This window comes from Neobacillus sp. SAB-20_R2A, from assembly GCF_049568635.1.
GTDB lineage: Bacteria > Bacillota > Bacilli > Bacillales > Cytobacillaceae > Neobacillus > Neobacillus citreus.
In genome coordinates, this window is the sequence record NZ_CP145895.1 from 4,576,187 (window position 1) to 4,598,699 (window position 22,513).

The 22,513-nt window shown below is 40.9% G+C and carries 19 protein-coding genes and 1 other annotated feature; of the genes, 4 read left to right on the forward strand and 15 right to left on the reverse strand.

Features of this window, described 5'->3' with window-relative positions:
* Nucleotides 1-86: 86 nt before the first annotated feature.
* The 5 genes from V5M37_RS22515 to V5M37_RS22535 are packed head-to-tail and all read right to left on the reverse strand — an operon-like array spanning nucleotide 87 to nucleotide 6,162.
* Nucleotides 87-1,292: a type II secretion system F family protein gene (locus V5M37_RS22515; RefSeq protein WP_423799222.1), complete on the reverse strand. Its 1,206-nt coding sequence runs from the start codon at nucleotides 1,290-1,292 to the stop codon at nucleotides 87-89.
* Nucleotides 1,285-2,334 carry a type IV pilus twitching motility protein PilT gene (locus tag V5M37_RS22520; RefSeq protein ID WP_423799223.1) on the reverse strand — a complete coding sequence of 350 codons (1,050 nt, stop codon included), beginning with the start codon at nucleotides 2,332-2,334 and terminating at the stop codon, nucleotides 1,285-1,287. Before V5M37_RS22520 ends, V5M37_RS22515 begins: the two co-directional genes overlap by 8 nt.
* Before the next feature lie 12 nt (nucleotides 2,335-2,346).
* On the reverse strand, nucleotides 2,347-4,008 hold the full coding sequence (locus V5M37_RS22525) for a GspE/PulE family protein (RefSeq protein WP_423799224.1): 1,662 nt from the start codon (nucleotides 4,006-4,008) through the stop codon (nucleotides 2,347-2,349).
* A 15-nt stretch (nucleotides 4,009-4,023) separates the two neighbouring features.
* On the reverse strand, nucleotides 4,024-5,328 hold the full coding sequence (locus V5M37_RS22530) for a VanW family protein (protein ID WP_423799225.1): 1,305 nt from the start codon (nucleotides 5,326-5,328) through the stop codon (nucleotides 4,024-4,026).
* Between the two features lie 42 nt (nucleotides 5,329-5,370).
* Nucleotides 5,371-6,162: a hypothetical protein gene (locus tag V5M37_RS22535; RefSeq protein WP_423799226.1), complete on the reverse strand. Its 792-nt coding sequence runs from the start codon at nucleotides 6,160-6,162 to the stop codon at nucleotides 5,371-5,373.
* 159 nt (nucleotides 6,163-6,321) lie between these two features.
* On the opposite strand from V5M37_RS22535, the gene V5M37_RS22540 reads away from it, so the two are divergent.
* From V5M37_RS22540 to V5M37_RS22550, 3 genes are read left to right on the forward strand one after another with little or no spacing between them, the layout of a single operon-like run.
* Nucleotides 6,322-6,852, forward strand: coding sequence for a PulJ/GspJ family protein (locus tag V5M37_RS22540; RefSeq protein ID WP_423799227.1), 531 nt, complete (start codon nucleotides 6,322-6,324; stop codon nucleotides 6,850-6,852).
* A gap of 9 nt (nucleotides 6,853-6,861) precedes the next feature.
* A complete protein-coding gene (locus tag V5M37_RS22545; protein WP_423799228.1) occupies nucleotides 6,862-7,299 on the forward strand; it encodes a PilW family protein in 438 nt (145 codons plus the stop codon).
* A gap of 50 nt (nucleotides 7,300-7,349) precedes the next feature.
* Entirely contained in the window at nucleotides 7,350-8,351 is a 1,002-nt protein-coding gene (locus V5M37_RS22550; protein ID WP_423799229.1) for a hypothetical protein, read from the forward strand.
* Between the two features lie 44 nt (nucleotides 8,352-8,395).
* Here V5M37_RS22550 and V5M37_RS22555 read toward each other — a convergent pair whose 3' ends face one another.
* The 6 genes from V5M37_RS22555 to V5M37_RS22580 form a co-directional block, all read right to left on the reverse strand.
* Entirely contained in the window at nucleotides 8,396-9,724 is a 1,329-nt protein-coding gene (locus V5M37_RS22555; protein WP_423799230.1) for a pilus assembly PilX N-terminal domain-containing protein, read from the reverse strand.
* Nucleotides 9,725-9,733: 9 nt separating this feature from the next.
* Nucleotides 9,734-10,150: a prepilin-type N-terminal cleavage/methylation domain-containing protein gene (locus V5M37_RS22560; RefSeq protein WP_423799231.1), complete on the reverse strand. Its 417-nt coding sequence runs from the start codon at nucleotides 10,148-10,150 to the stop codon at nucleotides 9,734-9,736.
* Complete coding sequence (locus V5M37_RS22565) at nucleotides 10,138-10,590, reverse strand: prepilin-type N-terminal cleavage/methylation domain-containing protein (RefSeq protein ID WP_423799232.1); 453 nt, start codon at nucleotides 10,588-10,590, stop codon at nucleotides 10,138-10,140. The genes V5M37_RS22560 and V5M37_RS22565 overlap by 13 nt, the downstream gene beginning before the upstream one ends.
* Nucleotides 10,591-10,779: 189 nt before the next feature.
* Nucleotides 10,780-12,501: a sensor domain-containing diguanylate cyclase gene (locus V5M37_RS22570; RefSeq protein WP_423799233.1), complete on the reverse strand. Its 1,722-nt coding sequence runs from the start codon at nucleotides 12,499-12,501 to the stop codon at nucleotides 10,780-10,782.
* Between the two features lie 71 nt (nucleotides 12,502-12,572).
* Nucleotides 12,573-13,901: a bifunctional folylpolyglutamate synthase/dihydrofolate synthase gene (locus tag V5M37_RS22575; protein ID WP_423799234.1), complete on the reverse strand. Its 1,329-nt coding sequence runs from the start codon at nucleotides 13,899-13,901 to the stop codon at nucleotides 12,573-12,575.
* Between the two features lie 67 nt (nucleotides 13,902-13,968).
* On the reverse strand, nucleotides 13,969-16,611 hold the full coding sequence (locus V5M37_RS22580; RefSeq protein WP_423799235.1) for a valine--tRNA ligase: 2,643 nt from the start codon (nucleotides 16,609-16,611) through the stop codon (nucleotides 13,969-13,971).
* A 52-nt stretch (nucleotides 16,612-16,663) separates the two neighbouring features.
* Nucleotides 16,664-16,897, reverse strand: a binding site (T-box leader).
* Between the two features lie 270 nt (nucleotides 16,898-17,167).
* Here V5M37_RS22580 and V5M37_RS22585 point away from each other — a divergent pair.
* Entirely contained in the window at nucleotides 17,168-17,356 is a 189-nt protein-coding gene (locus V5M37_RS22585; RefSeq protein ID WP_213119996.1) for a hypothetical protein, read from the forward strand.
* A gap of 26 nt (nucleotides 17,357-17,382) precedes the next feature.
* Here V5M37_RS22585 and ysxE read toward each other — a convergent pair whose 3' ends face one another.
* The 4 genes from ysxE to hemL all read right to left on the reverse strand — a co-directional run bounded on the left by ysxE (nucleotide 17,383) and on the right by hemL (nucleotide 22,489).
* A complete protein-coding gene (gene ysxE, locus V5M37_RS22590; RefSeq protein WP_423799236.1) occupies nucleotides 17,383-18,435 on the reverse strand; it encodes a spore coat protein YsxE in 1,053 nt (350 codons plus the stop codon).
* Nucleotides 18,436-18,528: 93 nt separating this feature from the next.
* Entirely contained in the window at nucleotides 18,529-19,662 is a 1,134-nt protein-coding gene (gene spoVID, locus V5M37_RS22595) for a stage VI sporulation protein D (protein WP_423799237.1), read from the reverse strand.
* A 146-nt stretch (nucleotides 19,663-19,808) separates the two neighbouring features.
* Nucleotides 19,809-20,582 (reverse strand): hypothetical protein, encoded by a 774-nt coding sequence (locus tag V5M37_RS22600; RefSeq protein ID WP_423799238.1) that lies wholly within the window; start codon nucleotides 20,580-20,582, stop codon nucleotides 19,809-19,811.
* Nucleotides 20,583-21,202: 620 nt separating this feature from the next.
* On the reverse strand, nucleotides 21,203-22,489 hold the full coding sequence (hemL, locus tag V5M37_RS22605) for a glutamate-1-semialdehyde 2,1-aminomutase (protein ID WP_423799239.1): 1,287 nt from the start codon (nucleotides 22,487-22,489) through the stop codon (nucleotides 21,203-21,205).
* Between the last annotated feature and the right edge of the window lie 24 nt (nucleotides 22,490-22,513).

Genomic DNA, 22,513 nt, shown 5'->3' on the forward strand with positions numbered 1-22,513 from the left:
TAATTGTAAGCTGCAGAAAAGAAGTTTTTTATCGATTTTTGTCTTTATTTTTTGGTTCTTGACATTTTTACTACATATTTGTCTAATTAGCTCATTTGGTCATACATACTAAACATTGGCACCATTATTGCCATCACTATGACACCAACAAGACCGGCTAATAAAACGATCATAATCGGCTCAATTAATGATTTAAGCTTGTCTGTTGCCGTTTCTACTTCTTTCTCATAGAATTCAGCAATTTTGGCGAGCATGGCATCAAGGGCACCGGTTTCCTCCCCAATTGAAATCATTTGCGTGACAAGCGGAGGAAAGGCCCAGTGCTCGCTCATCGGCTCTGTCATTGACCGTCCCTTCTCAAGAGAAACCCGTGACTCACGGATCACCTTTGAGATGACCTCATTTTCGACAACTTTTTCAATAATGGACATCGCTTGAAGGATAGGAACCGAGCTGGAAAATAAGGTACTGAGCGTCCTCATCATCCTTGCCAATACCCCTTTTTGCATCAATTTGCCGAATACTGGCATCCTTAATAGCGCATAGTCCAAGTAATATTTGAATTTGACATTTTTTTTCATGAACATAAAAGACAAATAAATTAATATAAAAATGAGCGCAACCAGCCACCAAAAAGACTGCATAAATTTACTTGCACTTAAAACAAACTTCGTAATTGCCGGAAGCTCTGCTCCCATATCATTAAACATCTGCACAAATTTAGGTACTACAGTAACAAGCAAAAAAATAACGGCAAGAATAGCGATTGCGCCAACAACCATTGGATATGTGAGGGCGGACACAACCTTTTGCCTAGTATGGTGCTGTTTTTCAAAGTCCTCTGCAAGACGCTCAAGCGTTACATCCAAATTACCGCTGACCTCTCCTGCTTTTAGCATGTTAACAAACATCGGGTTAAATATTTTTTTATGTTTAGCTACTGCATCCGAAAGTGGATTTCCTTCCCGCAATTCCTGCTCCACTTCTAATAAAGCCCTCTTCAATGCTTTACTATCAGTTTGATAAGAAAGAATTGAAGTGGCCTCAACAACGGTCACACCAGCCTTAATTAGCGTTGCAAACTGCCGTAAATAAATAACAAAATCTTGGAGCTTAACTGGGTTTCCAAAGGAGATATCCTTAGTCAACAATGTTTCCGGTACTTCACTCAACTCTATGACACGGATCCCCTGTTCCTTCAGCTTCTCCACTGCCTCGCGCTTGGATGCCGCATTAACGGTGCCCTGCCGTTTGCCTTTGCGGTCGCGCCCGGAATATTTAAATTTAGCCATTCATCATCATCTTTTCATGTAGATATTGTGAGGCAGCTTCCTTTTCAATCTGGCCGCGTTCGATCAATTCGCGGATGCTCATTTCAAGCGTGTGCATTCCCTGGGCACGGGACGTTTGCATCGTACTTGTAATCTGATGGATCTTTTCATTTCTGATTAGGTTGGCTATTGCCGGATTGTTGACTAAGACCTCCGTTGCGGCCTTCCGTCCCTTTTTGTCCACCGTCGGGAATAGGCGCTGCGAAATAATTCCCACCAAAACCGAAGCCAGCTGTACGCGGATTTGCGGCTGCTGGGCAGGCGGGAAAACGTCAATAATCCGGTTAATGGTTGTCGGTGCACTAGAGGTATGCAGGGTCCCTAACACAAGGTGTCCTGTTTCCGCAGCCGTAATGGCAATACTAATTGTTTCAAGGTCACGCATCTCCCCAACTAGAATGACATCCGGGTCCTGACGGAGCGCTGCCTTTAAGCCGCTTGCATAATTCATCGTGTCGTAGCCCACTTCACGTTGGTCGATAATCGAATTGCCATGCCTATGGAGGTACTCGATAGGGTCCTCAAGTGTAATAATGTGTTTGCGCATATTGCGGTTCATATAATCAATCATGGAAGCAAGGGTAGTCGACTTACCGCTTCCTGTTGGACCTGTAACCAAAATCAATCCCTGAGGCTTTTGCACTAATTTAGAAATAATCTCCGGTAAATCAAGCTCTTCCATTGTTGGCGTCTTTGAGGCAACAGCTCTAAGTGCCAAGGAAACACTCTTCCGCTGATGGTAGGCATTGACACGGAACCTTGAGCTGCCTGGAACACCGTAAGAGAAATCCAGCTCGCCTTTTTCCTTAAACTGCTCCCACTTATCTTCAGGAATAATCGCATTTGCCATAGCCTCGGTGTCGTCCGGCATCAATTTATCCGAACCATATCTTTTGATTTCACCATTTATCCGGAATACTGGAGGCACTCCAACCGTTAAATGAATATCGGAGGCTTTATATTCAATAGCCGCTCTTAAAATAGCATCAATTCTATCTTTCATCATCTTGTTCTCCTACTCTGGAATTGCGACACGTAAAACTTCTTCTGTAGTGGTAAGACCTTGTTTTACTTTCAAAAGACCATCATCGATTAGAAAGATTGTCTTATTTTTAATGGCAATTTCCTTCATCTTTTGAAAAGTTTCCCCATTCATCATGACTCTGCGCATTTCGTCATTAATTACAAGGACCTCATGCAGAGCGATCCTACCTTTATACCCTGTCATGTTACAGGAAGGACAGCCTTTTCCCCGAGTTATTTTATCAATTTTCATGCCACGTTTGGCGAATATCTCGACTTCACGTTTGGATGCTTCCTGGATTTCGGCACAGTCACGGCAGACCTTCCGCACCAAACGCTGAGATACAACCCCGCTGAGCGAGGCAGCAAGCAGGAATGGCTCCACACCCATATCGATAAGACGGGTAACAGTCCCAATCGAGTCATTTGTGTGCAAGGTGCTCAATACCAAATGCCCCGTCAATGAGGCCCGAATGGCTACCTCAACCGTTTCCGAATCCCGGATTTCTCCGACCATGATAATATTTGGGTCCTGACGGAGAATTGACCTTAATCCTGCCGCAAACGTCATCCCGACATTCTGATTTACTTGAACCTGATTAATTCCTTCTAATTGGTATTCGACCGGGTCCTCGACGGTAATGATATTGACTTCATCACTATTCAATTTATTAAGCGCCGCATAAAGGGTAGAGGATTTTCCGGAGCCAGTTGGCCCGGTAATTAAAACAATTCCCGTCGGCTTTTCAATCATTTCATTAAAACGTTTCAGGTTTAATGCATTAAACCCCAGTTTATTTAGGTCATTTAACGTGGAGCCCATATCAAGAATACGCATGACAATCTTTTCGCCATACACAGTCGGCAGCGTTGATACGCGGAGATCAACCGGATGGAAATCAAGATTTAATTTAATCCGGCCGTCTTGAGGAATTCGATGCTCAGTGATATCAAGGTTCGAGATAATCTTGATTCTGGCAATTAACACACTTTGCATATTTTTGGGGAGTACCCGTTCAACCTTTAATACTCCGTCAATCCGGTAGCGGACAATGACCTTTGTCTCCTGCGGGTCAACATGGATATCGCTGGCCCTTTGAATCACCGCATTCGATAAAATCTGATTAACCAGCCGGACAATCGGCGAATCCAAGTCCGTAATGTTATCGGACTGACCGCGCTCATTCTGTGGAAGCTCGTCCAAAAGTTCGTCCAATCCATCGTCCACGTCATAATACTTATTGATGGTACGGAGAATTTCATCCTTCGTGGCGATCGTTGGCTCAATCTGGAATCCGGTCGATAGACGAAGGTCGTCAATCACAATGAAGTCCATCGGATTGGCCATCGCCACATATAATTTATTCCCTTCGCGTTTTAAGGGAATAATTAAATTTCGCCGCGCTGTTTCTTTTGAAATAAGCGTAAAAAGACTGGTATCAAATGAATATTGAAACAGATTTACGTGCGGAATCCCCAGTTGATACTCCAGCACTTCGATCAGCTGCTGCTCTGTCAGGTAGCCTCTTTGCAAAAGAGCCTCACCTAATTTTTGATTCGGATCTTTATCCTTTAAAGCAACTTCAAGCTGTTCGGCTGTAATCAATCCTTCTTCAATTAATAAATTTCCAAGTCGTTTTCTAGTTTGCCTCATTTTATACCCCTGCTTTTATTTTGGTTGTTCATTTGGCTTTCCCCATATGTCACTTTCCTGCTGTTCCCCGTTTGTTGTGGACTGCGCCTGGTTAGAGGTATCGGTTACACTAGTGCTGTTATCTACACTTGCTTGATTGGTTGTAGCTGTTGATGTCTGTTGCTGGCTTGCAGCTGGAATTCCCTGGATTTCCACTTGATAAACAGGCGGGTAATAATCCTCGGAAATCTTTTCGCTTCTAACAAGCTGTTCGCCTTGATACACTTCACGGTATACCTTGATGATTAAGCCTTCTTCCCCAGCCGTTTGAATCTTTTTCTTTCCAGGAGAAAGTTCTGGGCTATATTGTACAATTGTTTTAGGCTTTAGTTTCTGTTCATCTTTTGTAGTAATTTTATAATCATATAGCAATTTTTGGCCTTTTATTGTTACCTTTAACAGGCCATTATCAATATGAAATTCAATAGAATAGTTGCTTTTGTTTGGATTAGAAATCGCCAAGTCAATCATTTTTGCCGGATCAACCTTCGCTTCAAAGCCTAGCATTGCATAATTTGGAAGATGGCTGCTGATATTTCTTTCAACAATGGTAAAATTCGACGCCAATACCGCTTTATAAATACCTGTTGCCAATACATTCAGTGTTTCACCATTATCAATCTGATTCTTTTTCGCAAAATCTAATAGTGAGACAGTCCCATTCTCCGGTATATCCATTTTAATATTCTTATCTATAACAGTTTGTAAATTAGTGAAATTAGGGATTTCTACCGTTGCCGAGCTAATCACCGCATCCTTTTGGACACGATCTGCCAGCAGAAAGTCATTATAAAGATTAAAGGAATGGGAACCCGTTTGGAAATTGGCTGCTGAGGCATTTAAGCTTTGTGTCAGCTTTTCCAAATCATAGTCGGCCAATTTCATTTGTGGAAACAAGGTTTGCAGCTGTTCTTCCACCTGTTCCTTCTCAACAGAAAGGTAAATCGCATTGTTTTGGCCCTCTTTGATAGAAGCAACTGTAGTTTTAGCATCTAATGCAAACAAATTCAAATCAAACGATGTCGTTTTTTCTCCATATTGCATGTCCATGGAAGTGTCTTTCACCCAATTGACATACTTCTCTTCAAGCATTGCCAATGCTTCATCAGGTCTTTTCCCCGATACATCCAATGAACCAACTGTTGTCCCTTCGGAATATTTACCGTCGGCATTTGACATTTTTTCAAAAGCCTTAGCACCAAAATGGGAGAAGCTGAAAATAAAAGCTGTACTGAAAAAAAGTACAACAAACAATTTAAACATTTGTTTATTTTTACCCAATTCTTATGTCTCCCCTCGTCTTTGCCTTTACAGGATGGGTATTTATTTGCTTAAGCTAAGTTTTTTGTCCAGCTCTATTTCCTCTAGTGTATCTTCCGAATTGAGTGCTGCGGCTGCCTCACGATCGGCGCTTAAAAACTCCAACAGGGCATCATCTAACGGAGCATCCTCATCCATTACTTCTAATTCCTCGTCCGAAAACTCAACTTCACGGCCAGGAATTTTGTCCAATACTTCCTCTTCCTGAGGCTCTGTCTCTGCCTGTGTTTCCAATTCCAGCAAGCTTTCGATATCAGACATATACCCTTCTGTTGGTTCCAATATTTCAGCGTGTTCCATAATTTCTTCTGTATCTCGATCCAGCAGGAAGGATATATCCTCTTCTTTGATATCAGCAGGGTGAACTGTATCCTCTTCGTGGTTTGGAACAAACGAGTTTAATTCTGCCTTTTTAGAATCTTTGTCAAGTTCTCCAAGAATGGATTGAGGCAGGATATTTTGCTGTTTTAATTCAATAGAGCTTCCCTCTATTGGCGCTGGCTGCTCTATTTCTAAAAACGAATCAAATTCCTCTGCAAATACGGAAGACTTTTGATAAATTGCTGCCCCCATCCGGGAATCAAAAACATAAGCAATCAGAAAGACGAGCACTAGCAGCATTAAAGCTGTTTGCCATAATGGGAAGGTCGAAACCGCCGCATTCCCGCCAAGAGCAATTACAAAAGCTGCCGATGCAATCAGAAATTTCCCTTTGAAGGTAAGACCAATTCGCAATATAGCCAGTACAAGTAAAGTTAACACCATAGACCCAAAGGCCCAAATTATCATTTGCATCCATTTTCCCCCTAATCTAGCCATCTATTATACTTTTAAACAACATAATATTCCAAAAAGACCAATTTTTTGTAACCAAATTCTAAATTTAGACAAATTTCGTCTACTAAATATTGTATAATACTATTAAATATTTTAAAAGAAGGCGGAGAGTTTTTTATGCTGGAAAATTTCAAAAGCCAAAAAGGGCTAACTTTAGTGGAGGTTCTTATATCTATAGTCCTGCTCTCTATTGTCCTTACATCTCTATTAGGCTTTTTTACCCAGTCGGCTATGTTTGCCAAGAAGAACGAGCAAAAACTGGGCACCCTGCAAACGGCGCAAATGGTCGTGAATATGGTGGAGGAAAATGTGACAAGAGAAGCATTGAAGCTGCCTTTAAAAGACAAAAACGGACAAGTTCTATACGCAACACCAATTACGGATAGCTACGGAACTGTAAACTCTAATCTGCAGCCGGCAAATGGGACATTTTTATTGAAGGATAAAGGAGAGATTGAAGCGCTCCTCAAAAAAACGATTACCACCAATTATAGTGTAAGTGCGATTATCTCCAACGATACTGTCACGGTTAATGACACTGACCCTTCTAAAAATACATACGTAAAATTAATCAAAATAAAGATAATGGTCATCGATCCTAATAATCCAGCAAGCCAGACTGAAACCTATACCTATATTCGAAAGTGAGCTGACGACATGAATAATCAGAAAGGAATGACATTAGTTGAAATATTAGCGGTATTAACAATCCTCATGATTATTTCTTACATAATATTTAGTGTTTTTTTCGGAATGAACAAAAACTATGCCCAAATATCAGGAAAAACAGATTTGCAAAAAGAAACGAATCTCATTATTTCTACCATCCGAAGCTACCATTTAAAAAACACAGGCTATAAGCTATCTTTTGACTCAACAGCTAAGAAAGCCTTTATCGGTGATGCATCAGCAAGTAACCAATTAAATCGGAATGACCTGGACTTGCTCACCTTTACCATTACATTCAAGGGGACCACGTATACAAATGGCGATGTCACCATCGACCAAACAAACAAGCCGATAGAAATCACCATTACACTCAAAGACAAGGAAGGCCAAACCTATGAAACTACCACAATGATCAAAAGATATTAAAGGAGGAGATTCAAATTAAAAGCGAAAAGGGCTATACATTAATCGTTGTATTGGTCATCATTGCTGTTTCCATGATTCTCGGGCTTGCACTCAGTGGGGCAACCCTGACAGCGAGTAAACAATTTCATAAAACTGATGATCGCAATAAGGTTACCGACGTAGCAGAAATGGGCATTGCTTATTATCAGACCCTGGTCAACCAACTGGTGGTCAAAGCGGAAGACGCTGCCACAAAGAAAACGGCTATTGATGTAAAAACACAAATAGACCAAGAAATGCTGCAGCATAAAAGCAGATTGATTACAGATGCGCAAATTGTGTTAACCTACAATCGTAATTTCTGTGAAAAATTTAAGCAGTTGCAACAAGAATCCCTCGCAGCTAACACGAATTTTAAAAAGATCAACGACCTAACGTATGAGTCAGACTTTTTCACCGTCGAAGGAGAAAATAAATATAAGGTTAAAGCCAATATCGTGTCCACCTGTACGGATGCAGAGAGTTTTCCTGTCACCTTTGAAAGTACTGGGAAAACAGCCAATGAGAATATTACACTGTCAGGAAATTTTGTTGTGGCTAAGTCGAACACTTTAAACAGAGTAGGTGAGCAAGGTCCAAATTTATCTGCCTTTAGCCTGATCAATCAGCTTGACCTTCAATTAACCGGGAATGATGTCCTTAGCACAAATATCATTGCCTTATTAAATGGCACATTACTTGGAAATACCTTTCTTTCCATTACCAATGAAGCCTACATAAAAATTCTAAACCTAAGTGGTAACGCCGGCCTTCTTGTACAAGGGGATACCATTTTTGACAGTTTGAGTATGGGCGGTAATGGCACATTGATTGTGTTTGGTGATGTTTTTTTAAGGACTGGCATTGACACACTGGATGGAAATGCATTCGATGTTTGCATTATTGGCAATACGTATCTGGTTGATTCCAATAATAAGCTGCAGCCTCTCCCCAATTATTCGAATTTAAGAAATGTATGCGGAAAGGGCAGCTGGGGTATTGATCCGGAAAATGGAATAAACGTTACCTATTAATCACATTTAGGAAAAGCCTAGCTTCTGGCTTTTCCTATTTTGCCTTAGTTACTTTCCTTTACCGGTTCTTGAGTAATCATATCCTTAACAGGAGAAAGACCTTTCCCATTATCAACATAAAGCGGGGAGTTATCATAATTGATCTGGACGAATTGAAACTTGATATTATCGTCGTTACCACTTGAAGAGATCGTTTTACAAATGATTGCTCCTGTTACCGAGGCATTTATTGTTACCGTTGCATTCGGTGCATAGATCATTTTCGAATACGTTAGTGCAGCTCCGTTAATATAAATATTAGACCCATTGGTAATTAAATGCCCTTGAATTCCTGAGTCGTTATTAACGGTAAGGCTTGTATTATTGGCGTACATGGACCCATAAATCAATCCATTGTTTAGGGTAGACCCCGAACCCTCCAAAAATATATATAACTTTTCAATATTTCCATCCGTGTTAATCACATTGTAACCACTCAAGGTTATGTTCTTGGCATAAATGGAAAGCTTGCCATCGCCAATAATTCTAATCTTCCCATAGCTTAATAGGTTAAGATTATTTACTATAAGATTCTTGTTGGTTTTGCCTACATCGATTGTCAAGGTACTGTTGCTAGCTACAGTTAAAGTATTAAATACTTTATCATGGTCCATTTTTAGAGAGGTGTCCTGATAGTTCACTGCCGTTGCTGGAATAGTAAACGTAGGAAATGCCGGCATCGTTAAAGAAGTGCCTACTTTATTATATACATTCCCTGAAATGCTGGCTTGTCCACCTTGCAGCGTGATGGTACCGTTTGAACCAACCGAACCGGTAATTTTATAGTTTTTCACTAAAAAATCATCTTTGGAAAACAAGACCGTATCAGCAGGAATCGTTACCGTGCTTTTGGGTTTCCAGGCAACATGGATGATTTTTGTTACCTTTCTTGAACTATTCCCGATCGTGCCAACTGAAGTAATTTTGTAATCGTTCGAGTAGGAAATGATGGTATCGCTCGAAACTCTTTCAATCTTTACCTTAGCTACGGGATTCTGTCCAAGTGAGCTTTGAAAGTTCCGGTATTCTTTCTCTATGCCCAATTCGAGGGCGCTATCTACTTTGTTAAAGAAATCTGTCCCATTAACAGCCAGACCATAGACATCCTTAAGTGTCGGGCCAATTTCATTCACCCTTTGGGTAACACCCGATTCCGCAATATAATAGCTGGATTGCGATGATCGTTCATTCGAGCTCATTTTCATGTTATTTGCTGCCAGTCCGGTAATCGCTGCCCCCAAAATACAGATGACCAAAAAAACCATTAATACAACAATTAAAGCTGCGCCCCGCTCGTTGTTTACTCTCTTTATTCTAAGCAAAAATTGTTTCATCCTGCTCACCTATTCTCTTAAATAAATATTGGTTTCGGGCAATTTACCAATCGTTAAGGTAATTTTATTTCCGTTTTTTGACACCGTGAACTTACTGATATTAGAAATAAATGCCTCACTATTTTTTAATAACGTGGTTCCATTAAGCTTATAAACGTCTACACTGTCAATCGTTAATTCATTGAGATTGTTGACCTCTACTGTCTGCGCCTTTCTTATTTCTTTGGTAATAAGCTTCATCGCCAGCCGGTCATCAGATTGGCTTTGTATTTCCGTGGTTTGGACGTTCATCTGTTTTTGCCCAAATAAGTCAACAGAGTTCGCTAGGAGTAAAACTATCGAAAGGAGGGTTAATCCAGCCATTACTTCTATTAACGTAAAGCCTTGTTCGCGGTTTCCTTTAATTTTTTCGGCTATTTTTTCCATGAAATAACCAGCTCCATTTGGGCTTCCTGAGAAGTCTTTTTATCATCTTTGTATATTCTTACCATAACATTGCCTAATTCAGCTGAAACATTTTTTAATTGCACGAACACATAATGGCCGTTTTTTGGCATGCTATAACAATAGCTGCAGGAGCTGTCTTGCGCATAGCCTTTCGCTAATAACTGAGAAGACAAATTATCAATCGATGGGGAATCAGTGGAAGTATTCATATTATTGATCTCTTCCATTTGTGATTCAGCAAGGTAGGTCGCATCCATCATATTCTTGGAGACGCGATTTGTTTGTGAAGACTGAACAAACATAGATAATAGAGAAATAATAATGATAGATAAGATAATGATCGATACTAGTATTTCTACCAAAGTCATTCCATTTTCGGAGTTTGCTGGTGAGAAGGAGGTTTTCCTGTATTTATTCATACTTTACTCCTAAGTATATAAAATATCAAAATTCGACATATTTTTCATTTATTGTAGTTTAACAGTTAAAAAATAGCATTTCAATAGTAGATATATCCTATTACATTAATACTTTTTGAGTAATCCACAATTTAGACAAAATAAAGGAGAACCCTTTAGGATCCCCATTTATGGCTTATCATTTTTCAATTAACACGACGAATACTCCGCCACCCGATTCCGCCCAGCCCGTTTCGCACCAACATACAGTGCTCTGTCCGCATGTCGAATCAGGGCAAGAGCATCCTCCGCATCCTCTGGTGCGGTCGCCACTCCAATTGAGGCCGTTATTTTGACCTGTTGCTTCTTTTGTTCCTGATCAATCGTTTGATAGAGGGTAAATGGCCAATTGGCGATGGATTCTCTGATTAACTCAGCCGTTTGATAGGCCTCCTCTTTGGAAACATCAGGTAAGAGAACAACGAATTCTTCCCCGCCATAGCGGGCAACAGTACCGCGACTTCCTACTAATTTATTGATTCTTCCTGCAATATCTATTAGAATTTCATTTCCACTTTGATGGCCATATGTATCATTAATCTTTTTAAAATGGTCAATGTCAAGAATGATTAACGAAATCACATCTCGGTCAAAGCGCTTTAGCAGCTCAAACTCCTTCGTTAATGCATTTTCAAAGTAGCGGTAATTATATAATTTAGTGAGTGAACAGCGTTCGCTTTGCATTTTCGTGCGTTCGTAATGCTTGGCATTTTCCATGGCAACGGCAAAATACGAGCAGAGAATATCGACAATCGTCAGCTGATATTTTTCATAGGCTCGTTCCTGCTTTGAAGCAAGCAACAGTACGCCAATAACCAGTTTATTACGCATGATTGGAACACTTAATATACTTTTAGCATCCTGTGGAAGATATCCTCCGCTTGTGTGATGCTGCCATTCCTTTTTCCGTGAATAAAAACAAGCCTTTTGCTTGTCCCAAACCATCCCGGAAATTCCTTCATTTTTTTTCAAAGGCGGCCTATTATATGGATCTACCCTTCCTTCTTCAACATAGCGGGTCAATTTTAGTTCATCACCCGAAACTTCAAAGACATAGGCATAATCTACTGGAAGCATTCCCCCAAGCTTTTGGATAAATAAGGTAACGACATCATCAACTTGGAGGCGTTCCGCCATTTGATGGCCAATTTCAGCCGCTTTTTGCAGATACTTATTAATTTTTTCACTAGAGTAATAGAGATTAAAAATAACCGATAAGCTGACGAACGGAATCCCTACAAAAAGAAGCGACAATAACCGTAATTCATTATAAAGAATGTATAACACAACACCGACTGGAATAGTAATAATTGTCGTCAAAGTCTCTACCAATAAATCTTTTCCAAAGTAAGCGTTCTTACGCTTATAGATAAAAAATAGATTGAAAGAAACAATCACTTGATTAATAAAATAATTTAACACCGCATACAAAATGGCCAACAAAAAAGCTTCGCTATCTTCAGTTAATTGCGGAGTCGTTTGGCCGCCAAGCAGATAATAAACAGTACCGCTCAGGACTGAAACAATAAAGAACATAATCATGTTAAGTGGTAAGCGGAATAGCTGCTCTTTTGGAACTCTTAGTTTTAGTAGCAAAACAAGTACTGCAATCTGAGTAAATACTATTTCCACAAACAAGCCGAAAATTAAAAAAACGGTAAAAGACACCCATTGAATGAGAAAAATAGGCACATTGTTGATTATAATTGGCATACTGGCCACAATTGCCATAAGAGCTAAAAAAGCAATAAGTTCATGCCAATTCCCGGACAGGTGCGGGGGAAAAGTTTGATAGGTAAACCACATTCCAGCTGGTACTAACATAATCCAGATCAGATAAATTGCTGTTTGGACATGCGGTTTAACCCCCATCTTCCTTCCCCTCCTCACCCAATTATTATTAATTCAAGATAATTTTATTTTACCAAAAAATAGCCATTCTGTCACAGAGAAATCGTCATATTTTTCAAATATTGACAAATAATTGGCTTTGCTTCTGAGATAAAATAAAGAGAGCCCGTGATGACAAGCATGTCATTGTCATTGGGAGGCAGGTGAGAAATTTCTTCTTTTATAAAAGGCAGCCAATCTTCGACTGCGAATTTATTTGCAGATTGGCTGAGTTTCAGCAAGTCTTCAGCATTAGCCGCTCTTGGAAAATCAAAGCTTACAAAAGAAATCTGAGCCGCAATTTCGTCAAGCTTGGCTATCATTTTGTCTAGCTTCTTATCTTTTAATGCCGCAAATATAATATGGATATTGCGATTGGCATAACGGGTCGACAATTCATGAACCAATGCTGTGATTCCCTCATCATTATGTGCACCATCGATGATGACTAGAGGGTTTTCAGATAAAACCTCAAAGCGGCCCGGCCAATAGGCCTTTTTCAAACCCTTCCTGATAGCCTGTTCAGTTACTGAAATGCTGGCATGTTGGTTTAAATATAGAACTGCGCTGACTGCAAGTGCTGCATTTTCGGTTTGGTGCTGGCCAATCATGCTGATTTCAAGCTTTTCTAATGTATCCCCCGTTGTTTGTAAAGTAAATATTTCACCTTTTAAGATTGATTCATGAGCATCAATCGAAAATTCTTGATTTAAGCGAAATATTGGTGCCTCTTTTTTCTCTGCCTGTTCCTCAATTACCTTAAGTGCTCCAGGGTGTTTGACCGCTGTAAAAATCGGCGTCCTTTCCTTGATGATTCCCGCCTTCTCAAACGCAATTTCCTCATGGGTGTTGCCAAGGATGTTGGTATGATCAAGACCAATGTTTGTAATAAGTGAAGCCAATGGCTGCACAATATTCGTGGAATCAAATCGTCCCCCAAGCCCGACCTCATAAAGGACGATATCGATTTCAGGATTATTAGCAAAATAATAGAACGACATGGCCGTAATAACTTCAAATTCTGTCGGTCCGCCAAGGTCTGTTTCCTCTAATTCATTTGCTAAAGGAAGAATGACATTTGTTAATTCAAGGATTTCTTGATCTGTGATAGGCTTACCGTTAACACTAATTCGCTCGTTGAATGTTTCAATATAGGGAGATGTAAATGTACCGACTATATACCCTGCTTCCTGTAGCATGGAACGCAAATATGTAACCGTTGACCCTTTTCCATTTGTCCCGCCTATATGGACAGTTTTGATTTTTGTTTCCGGGTGGCCGAGCTTGTCCATCATCCACTCCATCCGTTTTAACCCTGGTTTAATGCCGAGCCTGAGCCTTGCATGAATCCAATCAAGGGCTTCTTTATAAGTAGTAAACATGTCTTACACCCCTTTTGTTAAAAAAATAAGCCAAGACGAATCCAAAGTGGATTCGCCTTCAGCTTCATTAACCTCTTAACTCTTTAATACGAGCTTCTACAATATTTCGTTTTTCTAGGTAGTCTTGTTCTTTGGCACGTTCTTCGGCTACAACACTTTCAGGTGCTTTTTTCATAAAGCCTTCATTGCTTAATTTCTTTTGAACACGCTCTACCTCTTTATTTAATTTATCCAATTCCTTCTCAAGGCGGGTAATTTCTTCATCAATATTGATCAGACCTTGGAGCGGAAGGATAATCTCGACACCCGTAATAACCGCGGTCATTGCTTTTTCAGGGGTTTCGATGTTCTGCCCCATTTGCAGTTCTTCTGGGTTACAGAACTTTTCGATGTAGCTGCGGTTCTTCTCAAGAGCCGATAATATTTTTTCATCCTTAGCTTTCACCAACATGTTGATTTTCTTACTCATAGGTGTGTTAACTTCAGCACGAATATTACGTACAGAGCGGATCATTTCCATCAGAAGCTTCATTTCCTGTGCAGCTTCTTCATCTGTATACTCCGATTTTACCTCCGGCCATTTGGCTTCCGTAATCGATTCACCGGAATGAGGTAGGTTCTGCCAAATTTCCTCGGTGATAAATGGCATGAACGGATGCAATAATCTCATTGTTTGGTCTAAAACATAGGCAAGAATGGAACGGGTTGTTTTCTTAGCCGCCTCATCTTCACCGTATAAAGGAAGCTTCGCCATTTCAATATACCAATCACAGAAGTCATCCCAGATAAAGTTATAAAGGGCACGGCCAACTTCACCGAATTCATACCGCTCTGACAGCTTTGTCACATGTTCGATTGTTTCATTTAAGCGTGTTAGAATCCATTTGTCGGCAACAGATTTTTCCCCGCTGAAATCAATTTCATCATAGCTGAGACCGTTCATATTCATTAAAGCAAAACGGGAAGCATTCCAAATTTTATTGGCAAAGTTCCAGGTTGCTTCAACCTTTTCTGTGCTATAACGCAAATCTTGGCCTGGTGATGAACCAGTGGATAGGAAGTATCTTAGGGCGTCTGCACCGTATTTGTCGATAACCTCCATTGGGTCAACACCGTTTCCAAGCGATTTACTCATTTTACGGCCTTGCTCGTCACGAACAAGTCCATGGATGAGAACATCTTTAAATGGACGCTCACCGGTGAACTCTAAGCTTTGGAATATCATTCTCGATACCCAGAAGAAGATGATATCGTAGCCTGTTACAAGAACATCCGTTGAGAAGTACCGCTTGAAATCAGCCGCTTCTTTGTCTGGCCAGCCCATAGTCGAGAATGGCCATAACGCTGAACTGAACCAAGTATCTAATACGTCTTTGTCCTGTTCCCAGTTTTCGCTGTCAGCTGGCGCTTCATGACCGACAAATACTTCACCTGTTTCTTTGTGATACCAAGCAGGAATGCGATGTCCCCACCATAACTGACGGGAAATACACCAGTCGCGGATGTTTTCCATCCAGTGCAGGTATGTTTTTTCGAAACGGTCTGGAACAAAGTGTACTTTTTCTTCCTTGCTTTGAAGTGCAATTGCTTGATCTGCCAACGGCTGCATTTTAACAAACCATTGTGTAGAAAGATAAGGCTCTACTACTGCCCCGCTGCGCTCAGAATGGCCAACGGAATGCAGGTGATCTTCAATTTTAAACAGAACGCCTTGTTCTTGAAGGTCTTTAACAATTTGCTTGCGGCATTCGAAACGGTCAAGACCTTGGTATTTACCGGCCTTTTCGTTCATAGACCCGTCTTCGTTCATGACTAATATACGCTCGAGATTGTGACGGTTGCCTAGTTCAAAGTCGTTCGGATCATGGGCAGGAGTAATTTTAACAGCCCCAGAACCGAATTCCATATCAACATAATCATCGCCCACAATCGGAATTTCCCGGCCAACGATTGGCAGGATAACCGTTTTGCCAATCAAGTGCTTGTAACGGTCATCTTCCGGATGAACAGCAACCGCTGTATCCCCTAGCATCGTTTCCGGACGAGTTGTTGCTACTTCAATGTAGCCGGAACCGTCAGCTAACGGATACTTCATATGATAAAAGGCACCTTGAATATCCTTATAAATAACCTCAATATCAGAAAGGGCCGTTTTTGTGGATGGGTCCCAGTTAATGATATATTCGCCGCGGTAGATTAAGCCTTTGTTGTAAAGAGTAACGAATACTTCGCGAACCGCTTTAGAAAGTCCCTCATCGAGAGTGAAACGCTCGCGGGAATAGTCAAGTCCTAAACCTAACTTTGCCCATTGCTCACGGATATGGGAAGCATACTCTTCCTTCCACTTCCATGTTTCCTCAACGAATTTTTCCCTGCCAAGGTCATAACGGCTTTTGCCTTCGCTTTTAAGCTTTTGTTCAACCTTTGCCTGGGTCGCGATTCCAGCATGGTCCATACCCGGAAGCCAAAGAACATCATAGCCCTGCATCCGCTTCATGCGTGTGATGATATCTTGAAGAGTTGTATCCCATGCATGCCCTAAATGGAGTTTTCCAGTAACGTTAGGCGGTGGGATAACGACTGTATATGGCTGTTTTCCCTCATCATCTTTTGCTTCGAAAAATTTCCCCTGCAGCCACCAATCATAACGACCTTTTTCGATGGTTTGCGGGTCGTATTTGGTCGGCATCGTAATTTCTTTTGTTTCCATCTGAATTTTCCTCCTTTGTCTTTCTAGAAACAACAAAAAACCCCATTCGTCATAAAAGGACGAATGGAGTTGCTTCGCGGTACCACCTTTTTTCCAATCATAGTGATGATTGGCACTTCATCGGATAACGGATTTCATCCGTCTTCTACTACTGGAGCCTTTTGACCTGTTCACAGAAGAAGCTCTTGGGCGACTTTCCGATGCTCCGCTTAGGAAACCTTTCAGCTAATGGTTCCCCTCTCTAAAAGCTGGCTTTCACCGTACTCTTCCCTGTCAAAGCTTTATTTTTCAATTATATATAATACTACCCAAAAAACAGGGCCTTCGTCAATCAGGATATCCTTGTTTTTTGTATTTTATACTATATGTTAAAAGGCACAGGCTTGCTCATAATTTTGAATTAGAATTATTTTTTAATTGATGTTAAATAGGCGCTTTATAAGTTACATTATTTTTCAATTTCTAATTCGGTGATTTTTGGAAAGGTTTTGGGGCATTCACACAAATTTTCGAATATACATATGATAAGGGTAAATTGGGAAAGGGGGGGTTTGGGGTGAAGAATTTCCATAAGTATAAACACCGTCCCTGGTTTAGAACGTTTCGGAGATTGTCCGGACAGCTGGTGGTCCCATTTATTATCTTTCAGTTTATACGAACTATTTTTCTGCCAACTATTTTTGATGTCTTGTTATTATCCCTTTTTATCGTCATTGCCATTTCCATTTATTTTGAAATTATTTAAGGAGCCCTATGTGCAGATGAATCCTGCTATTGGGCTCCTTCTTTTGCCTGCTGGGCTGCCTCTTGGGCTGCTTTTTGTTGGTTCTCGATTTCCGTCATCCGCATCACAATATATTCGGTATTTTTTAAATGCCAATAGCGATGCTGCAGCTGGCGGACATATTTTAACTCATTTTTCGGACGAGGCTTCCGATAATACTTTTCTGCCATTTGGATGATGGGTATTGGGTAGGCCAAGTAGCTGTTGAATAATAATTTTTCCTCCGGCTTAAACGGAAAATATTTAAAATAATGATACACCAAACCGATCACGTCATCGTTTCGTTTCGGACTTGTGTTTAAAGTCCTTGATACATATGGGAGCAGGTCATGGATTGGTGAGCCGTAACGGGCATTTTCAAAATTAATAAAAAAGCCGTATCCCCGTTCATCATAAAGAAAATGATCGGATGAAAGCTTCCCATGGACAACCACCATTCGGGCTTTCTCATTTTCCTTTGTGCTCTCATACCATTCTTCAAATTTTGATTTTGAAAACCGGAGCGCCTGGCTGATTTCATTGTAGTATAGGCAAAACAGCAGTTCGAATGGTGACATATAGGTTTTCTTTTCGCAAAAATCAATGTAGCCATCAAGAAATTCTTGATTTTTATCAAGCAGCTGCAAGGTTTTTTCGTAATGCTCTGCCCGCTCCTCCTTGTTTACTTCGATTTCCTTTGCGGAAAGGGTATGAAGCCGGGCCAATTCGCGAAAAAGCTGCTGGCTTTTGTACTGGTGGTCTTCTCTTTGGTCGTTCGCCATCCAAGGCATAAGATAGTAAAGATTATTATCATGCAATACCGCATATCTGCCGTCCATTGTAGGATATATAGGAACAATCCGGTTAAAGCCTTTTTGATAGAGATAATGGACATGCCGAATGAAATCAGTCCCTAAGGCTGGGGGGATTTTTTTCAGGGCAAAGGTACCTTTGTTAGAATAAATTTTTTGAATGCCGCCAAAATCCTCTACAAAATACGGCTCTACCTGGTAGTTCTCCAAAATCGGCGTAAGGGTCTCCAGCCTATTCGAGTCATTCATGAGAATTCACTCTCTTTCATTTAGAAAAGCAAAAGGGCATAAAAAGAAAGCAGAGCAGGCCCCGTTCGAACCCGCTCACCTTCTAAGGTCTGGTTATTTTTTGGCAAAGGCTGCCGGAACATATAATACTTGACCTTCATAAACATCCTGGTTCAATTCCAGATTGTTAACACGAAGGAGATTTTGAACAGAAACATCATAACGTTTAGATAAACTTTCTACCGTATCCCCTCTTTGAACAATACAAACCTTTAACCTTGTTTGCGAAGAACCTTCGTCCTTTCGGGCAAAGAATTCTGTCAGGGTCATCGATTTCTTCTTGGCACCAAACAGCTTCTTCTTTTGCTTTGGCTCCTCTTCAGATGACGATGAAGATGACGAGCTTTCCTCTTCATATTCCACGACTACTGCTGGGGATTCCTCCACAATGATCTCTTCCTCAAACTGAACTTCAACCTCTACAGGCTGTTTTTCTTCTTTTCTCTCCTGATAACGCCATGCAGGTTCATTTGCTTCGGCATTATACTCCTGGTACTGCCAAGGCGGCCGATATTCCTGCTGCTCCTGAGTTTGTTCCTGAGGTTGATAATTAAAGTTTGGGAACTTTGGAAATGCATCTGTGCTCTGTTCTTCCTCCTGCGGTTTACGTGCTTCCGTCTGGAATAAGAAATTGTTTTGATACGGGCTTTGTGCTGTTGGTTGAGGGAATTCGTATTCTTCCTCCTCTTCCTCGGCTCCTGCGCGGTACAGGAGTTCAAGTTCAGGCTCTTCCTCCTGCTGCTGTTGCTGTTGCTGCTCATTTCCATAGAGGCCGCTGATGGTCAACTCTGCTGACAGCTTTAAGCAGCTGCGCTCAGGCATGGAATAATCAAACGTTTCCACAAGGACATCGATATCATACACACTTTGAATTCGATTGTTAGGAATCGTGATATCAACCGGGAATCGATGTGTAAATTCAGCTACTCCCTCCTCACGCTCGGCCACCCGTTCTACAAACTTCTGTGAGACAGCACCCTCTTCATTTCCTTCCTCTTGGTCCTTGTAGCATTTATATTCGCCGGAAAGCTCCAGCGAACCGCGTATGGTGACGTACTGATCGTTTTCCTGGATGGTAATATCCGGGTCTAAGGAAATGGAAATAAGCTCTTCGACTTCCTGTCCTTTTCTAAACCACAGGGACTCCTCCACAGAAAATCTTAGGTACGATTGATTCTCCTGAGACAAAGCGACTCCTCCTTTCGTTTCCTAATGCAAAATCACTATGTCACTTACACTTTATGAGGGGAAATTTTTATTTATGAATAAAAAAGATGGATTGTGCAGAAAAGAGGCAAAAAAATAAACTCCCCTAATGGGAGAGCTGGGTTGTTCTAATGGTTTATCAAAGATTTATAATCTTCGATTATTTTAATGGCTGATTTCATTGAGCCATTAGATAACTTGTTTTTCATTGTATTTTTTAAAATAGTTTCTAATTGGGGGCACAATTTGATTTGCTTTGTGTGTGCATCGGTCTTTTTTAGAGCGTCCGAAAGGGCAATTATTGGCCGTTTATTTTCCGCGACAACATCTTTATTGTTCTTTACTATGACCCACTTGGTATTCTCTTTAACCGCTTTTAATTCTACCTTAATTGGGACGGGTTCTTCCTTAATATAAGTCCGGCTTAATGAGTGGGCCTCCTGTAAATATTTATTATCTACCGCTTGGTCTTTAAAAAATATTTTAATAAGGGGCCGGGGCGCTTTTGTTTTGTCGCAGTAATATAAAGGATACTGGGCGTTTCTCGATATCAATGCTATGTATAGGCTTCTTAAATGCTGGAGGTAGCTATTAGACTCTTGTTTGACAAAAAAATTACCTCTAGTAAACTCGGTGTTTTCGTTGTACATGAGTGTTTGAAATATTTTTAGACTATCGGTGTAGATGTTGATGATTTCATGTTTATCGATGTCGTTTTCTTTTATTAATTCAATTGTTTTTTCTAATGCATAGCCTTCTGCTATATTTGAGGTAGGACTGATATGCTCAGTTTTAAAATGGTGTTTTTCTATGAAACCAAATTCGTTTACCCTTACGATTCCTACTCCGATGGTGTGTTCCTTGGTTGAACCGTCAATATAGTATTCTATCATTTTTTGCACCCGCTTCTCCTACGACTTTTTCTACGACGCTTTGGCTTTATGAACCTTTTATGAGACCACTTGAACCCTTGTTCTTACTTCGATTTAGTCCTATGAACCTTTTATAAGACCCTGGAGCCCTTGTTTCTCTTCGATTGGTCTTATGAACCTTTTATAAGACCACTTCACCTCTTGTTCTCGCTTCGATTTGGTCTTATGAACCTTTTATAAGACCACTTCACCTCTTGTTCTCACTCCGATTTGGTCTTATGAACCTTTTATAAGACCACTTCACCTCTTGTTCTCGCTCCGATTTGGTCTTATGAACCTTTTATAAGACCACTTCACCTCTTGTTCTCGCTCCGATTTGGTCTTATGAACCTTTTATAAGACCACTTCACCTCTTGTTCTCGCTTCGATTTGGTCTTATGAACCTTTTATAAGACCACTTCACCTCTTGTTCTCACTTCGATTTGGTCTTATGAACCTTTTATATTACCGTTAAACCTCTTTTCCCCGGCGATATTGTCTTGTAATTACTATACTTTACAAAAAAATAATATATTGTTACATATTTTACCACAAAAAAGACAGTGGACTAATTTTAAATTTAATCCACTGCCTTCTTATAAAAACAAATTCTATTTAAGCTTCGAAAAAGCAACCTCAACAGCCTTAACCGTCTTTTCAATATCCTCATCCGAATGCTCGGTTGATAGGAATAATCCCTCAAACTGAGATGGCGGCAGGAATACGCCTTGGTCGGCCATTTGGCGGTAGTATTCGGCAAAGAACTCCAAATTGGATGATTTGGCTGTTTCATAATTGATGACCTCTTCATTCGTGAAGAAGAAACCAATCATCGAACCAGCACGGTTAAAGGTAACTGGAACTCCATATTTTTCCCCAGCAGCCTTAATACCTTTTTCAAGGATATCTCCCTTACAGATAAACTCATTGTAGTGCTCTGGTGTCAACTGGCTTAAGGTTTCATAGCCCGCAGTCATGGCAAGCGGATTTCCGGATAACGTACCCGCCTGGTAAATCGGGCCGCTTGGTGCGATACGTTCCATAATATCCGCACGGCCACCGTAAGCGCCGACAGGAAGACCGCCGCCGATTACTTTTCCTAAACAGGTCAAGTCCGGAGTGATACCGAAGTACCCTTGAGCACAATTGTAGCCGACACGGAAACCAGTCATAACTTCATCAAAAATCAACAGCGCCCCGTATTCAGTGGTAATATCACGTAGTCCTTGCAAGAACCCTGGCAGTGGAGGAACAAGTCCCATGTTGCCTGCAACTGGTTCAACGATGATACAAGCAATATCATCGCCAAACTGTTCAAATGCGTACTTTACCCCATCAAGGTCATTGTATTGGACTGTGATTGTATTGGAAGCAACACCTTCAGGTACACCTGGGCTGTCAGGCAAACCAAGTGTAGCAACTCCGGATCCTGCTTTAATTAATAATGAATCACCATGGCCGTGGTAGCAGCCCTCGAATTTTAAAATCTTATTCCGGCCGGTATATCCTCGGGCAACCCTTAAGGCACTCATTGTAGCTTCCGTACCCGAGTTGACCATTCTGATAATTTCAATTGATGGTACGCGGTCTTGCACAAGCTTGGCCAGTTTGTTTTCCAATAGCGTCGGCGCTCCGAAGCTTGTACCTGACTCGGCAGTTTTTTTCAACGCTTCAACTACTTGGTCATTGGAATGTCCAAGGATAAGCGGTCCCCAAGAAAGTACGTAGTCAATATATTCATTGCCATCGATATCATAAATTTTCGAACCTTTGCCGCGTTCCATGAAAATAGGGTCCATGTTGACGGATTTAAAGGCGCGAACCGGGCTGTTTACACCGCCAGGCATCAATGTTTGGGCTTCTTTAAATGCTTCAATCGATTTGGTATACGAACGCATCCTTTTCCCTCTTTTCAAAAAATA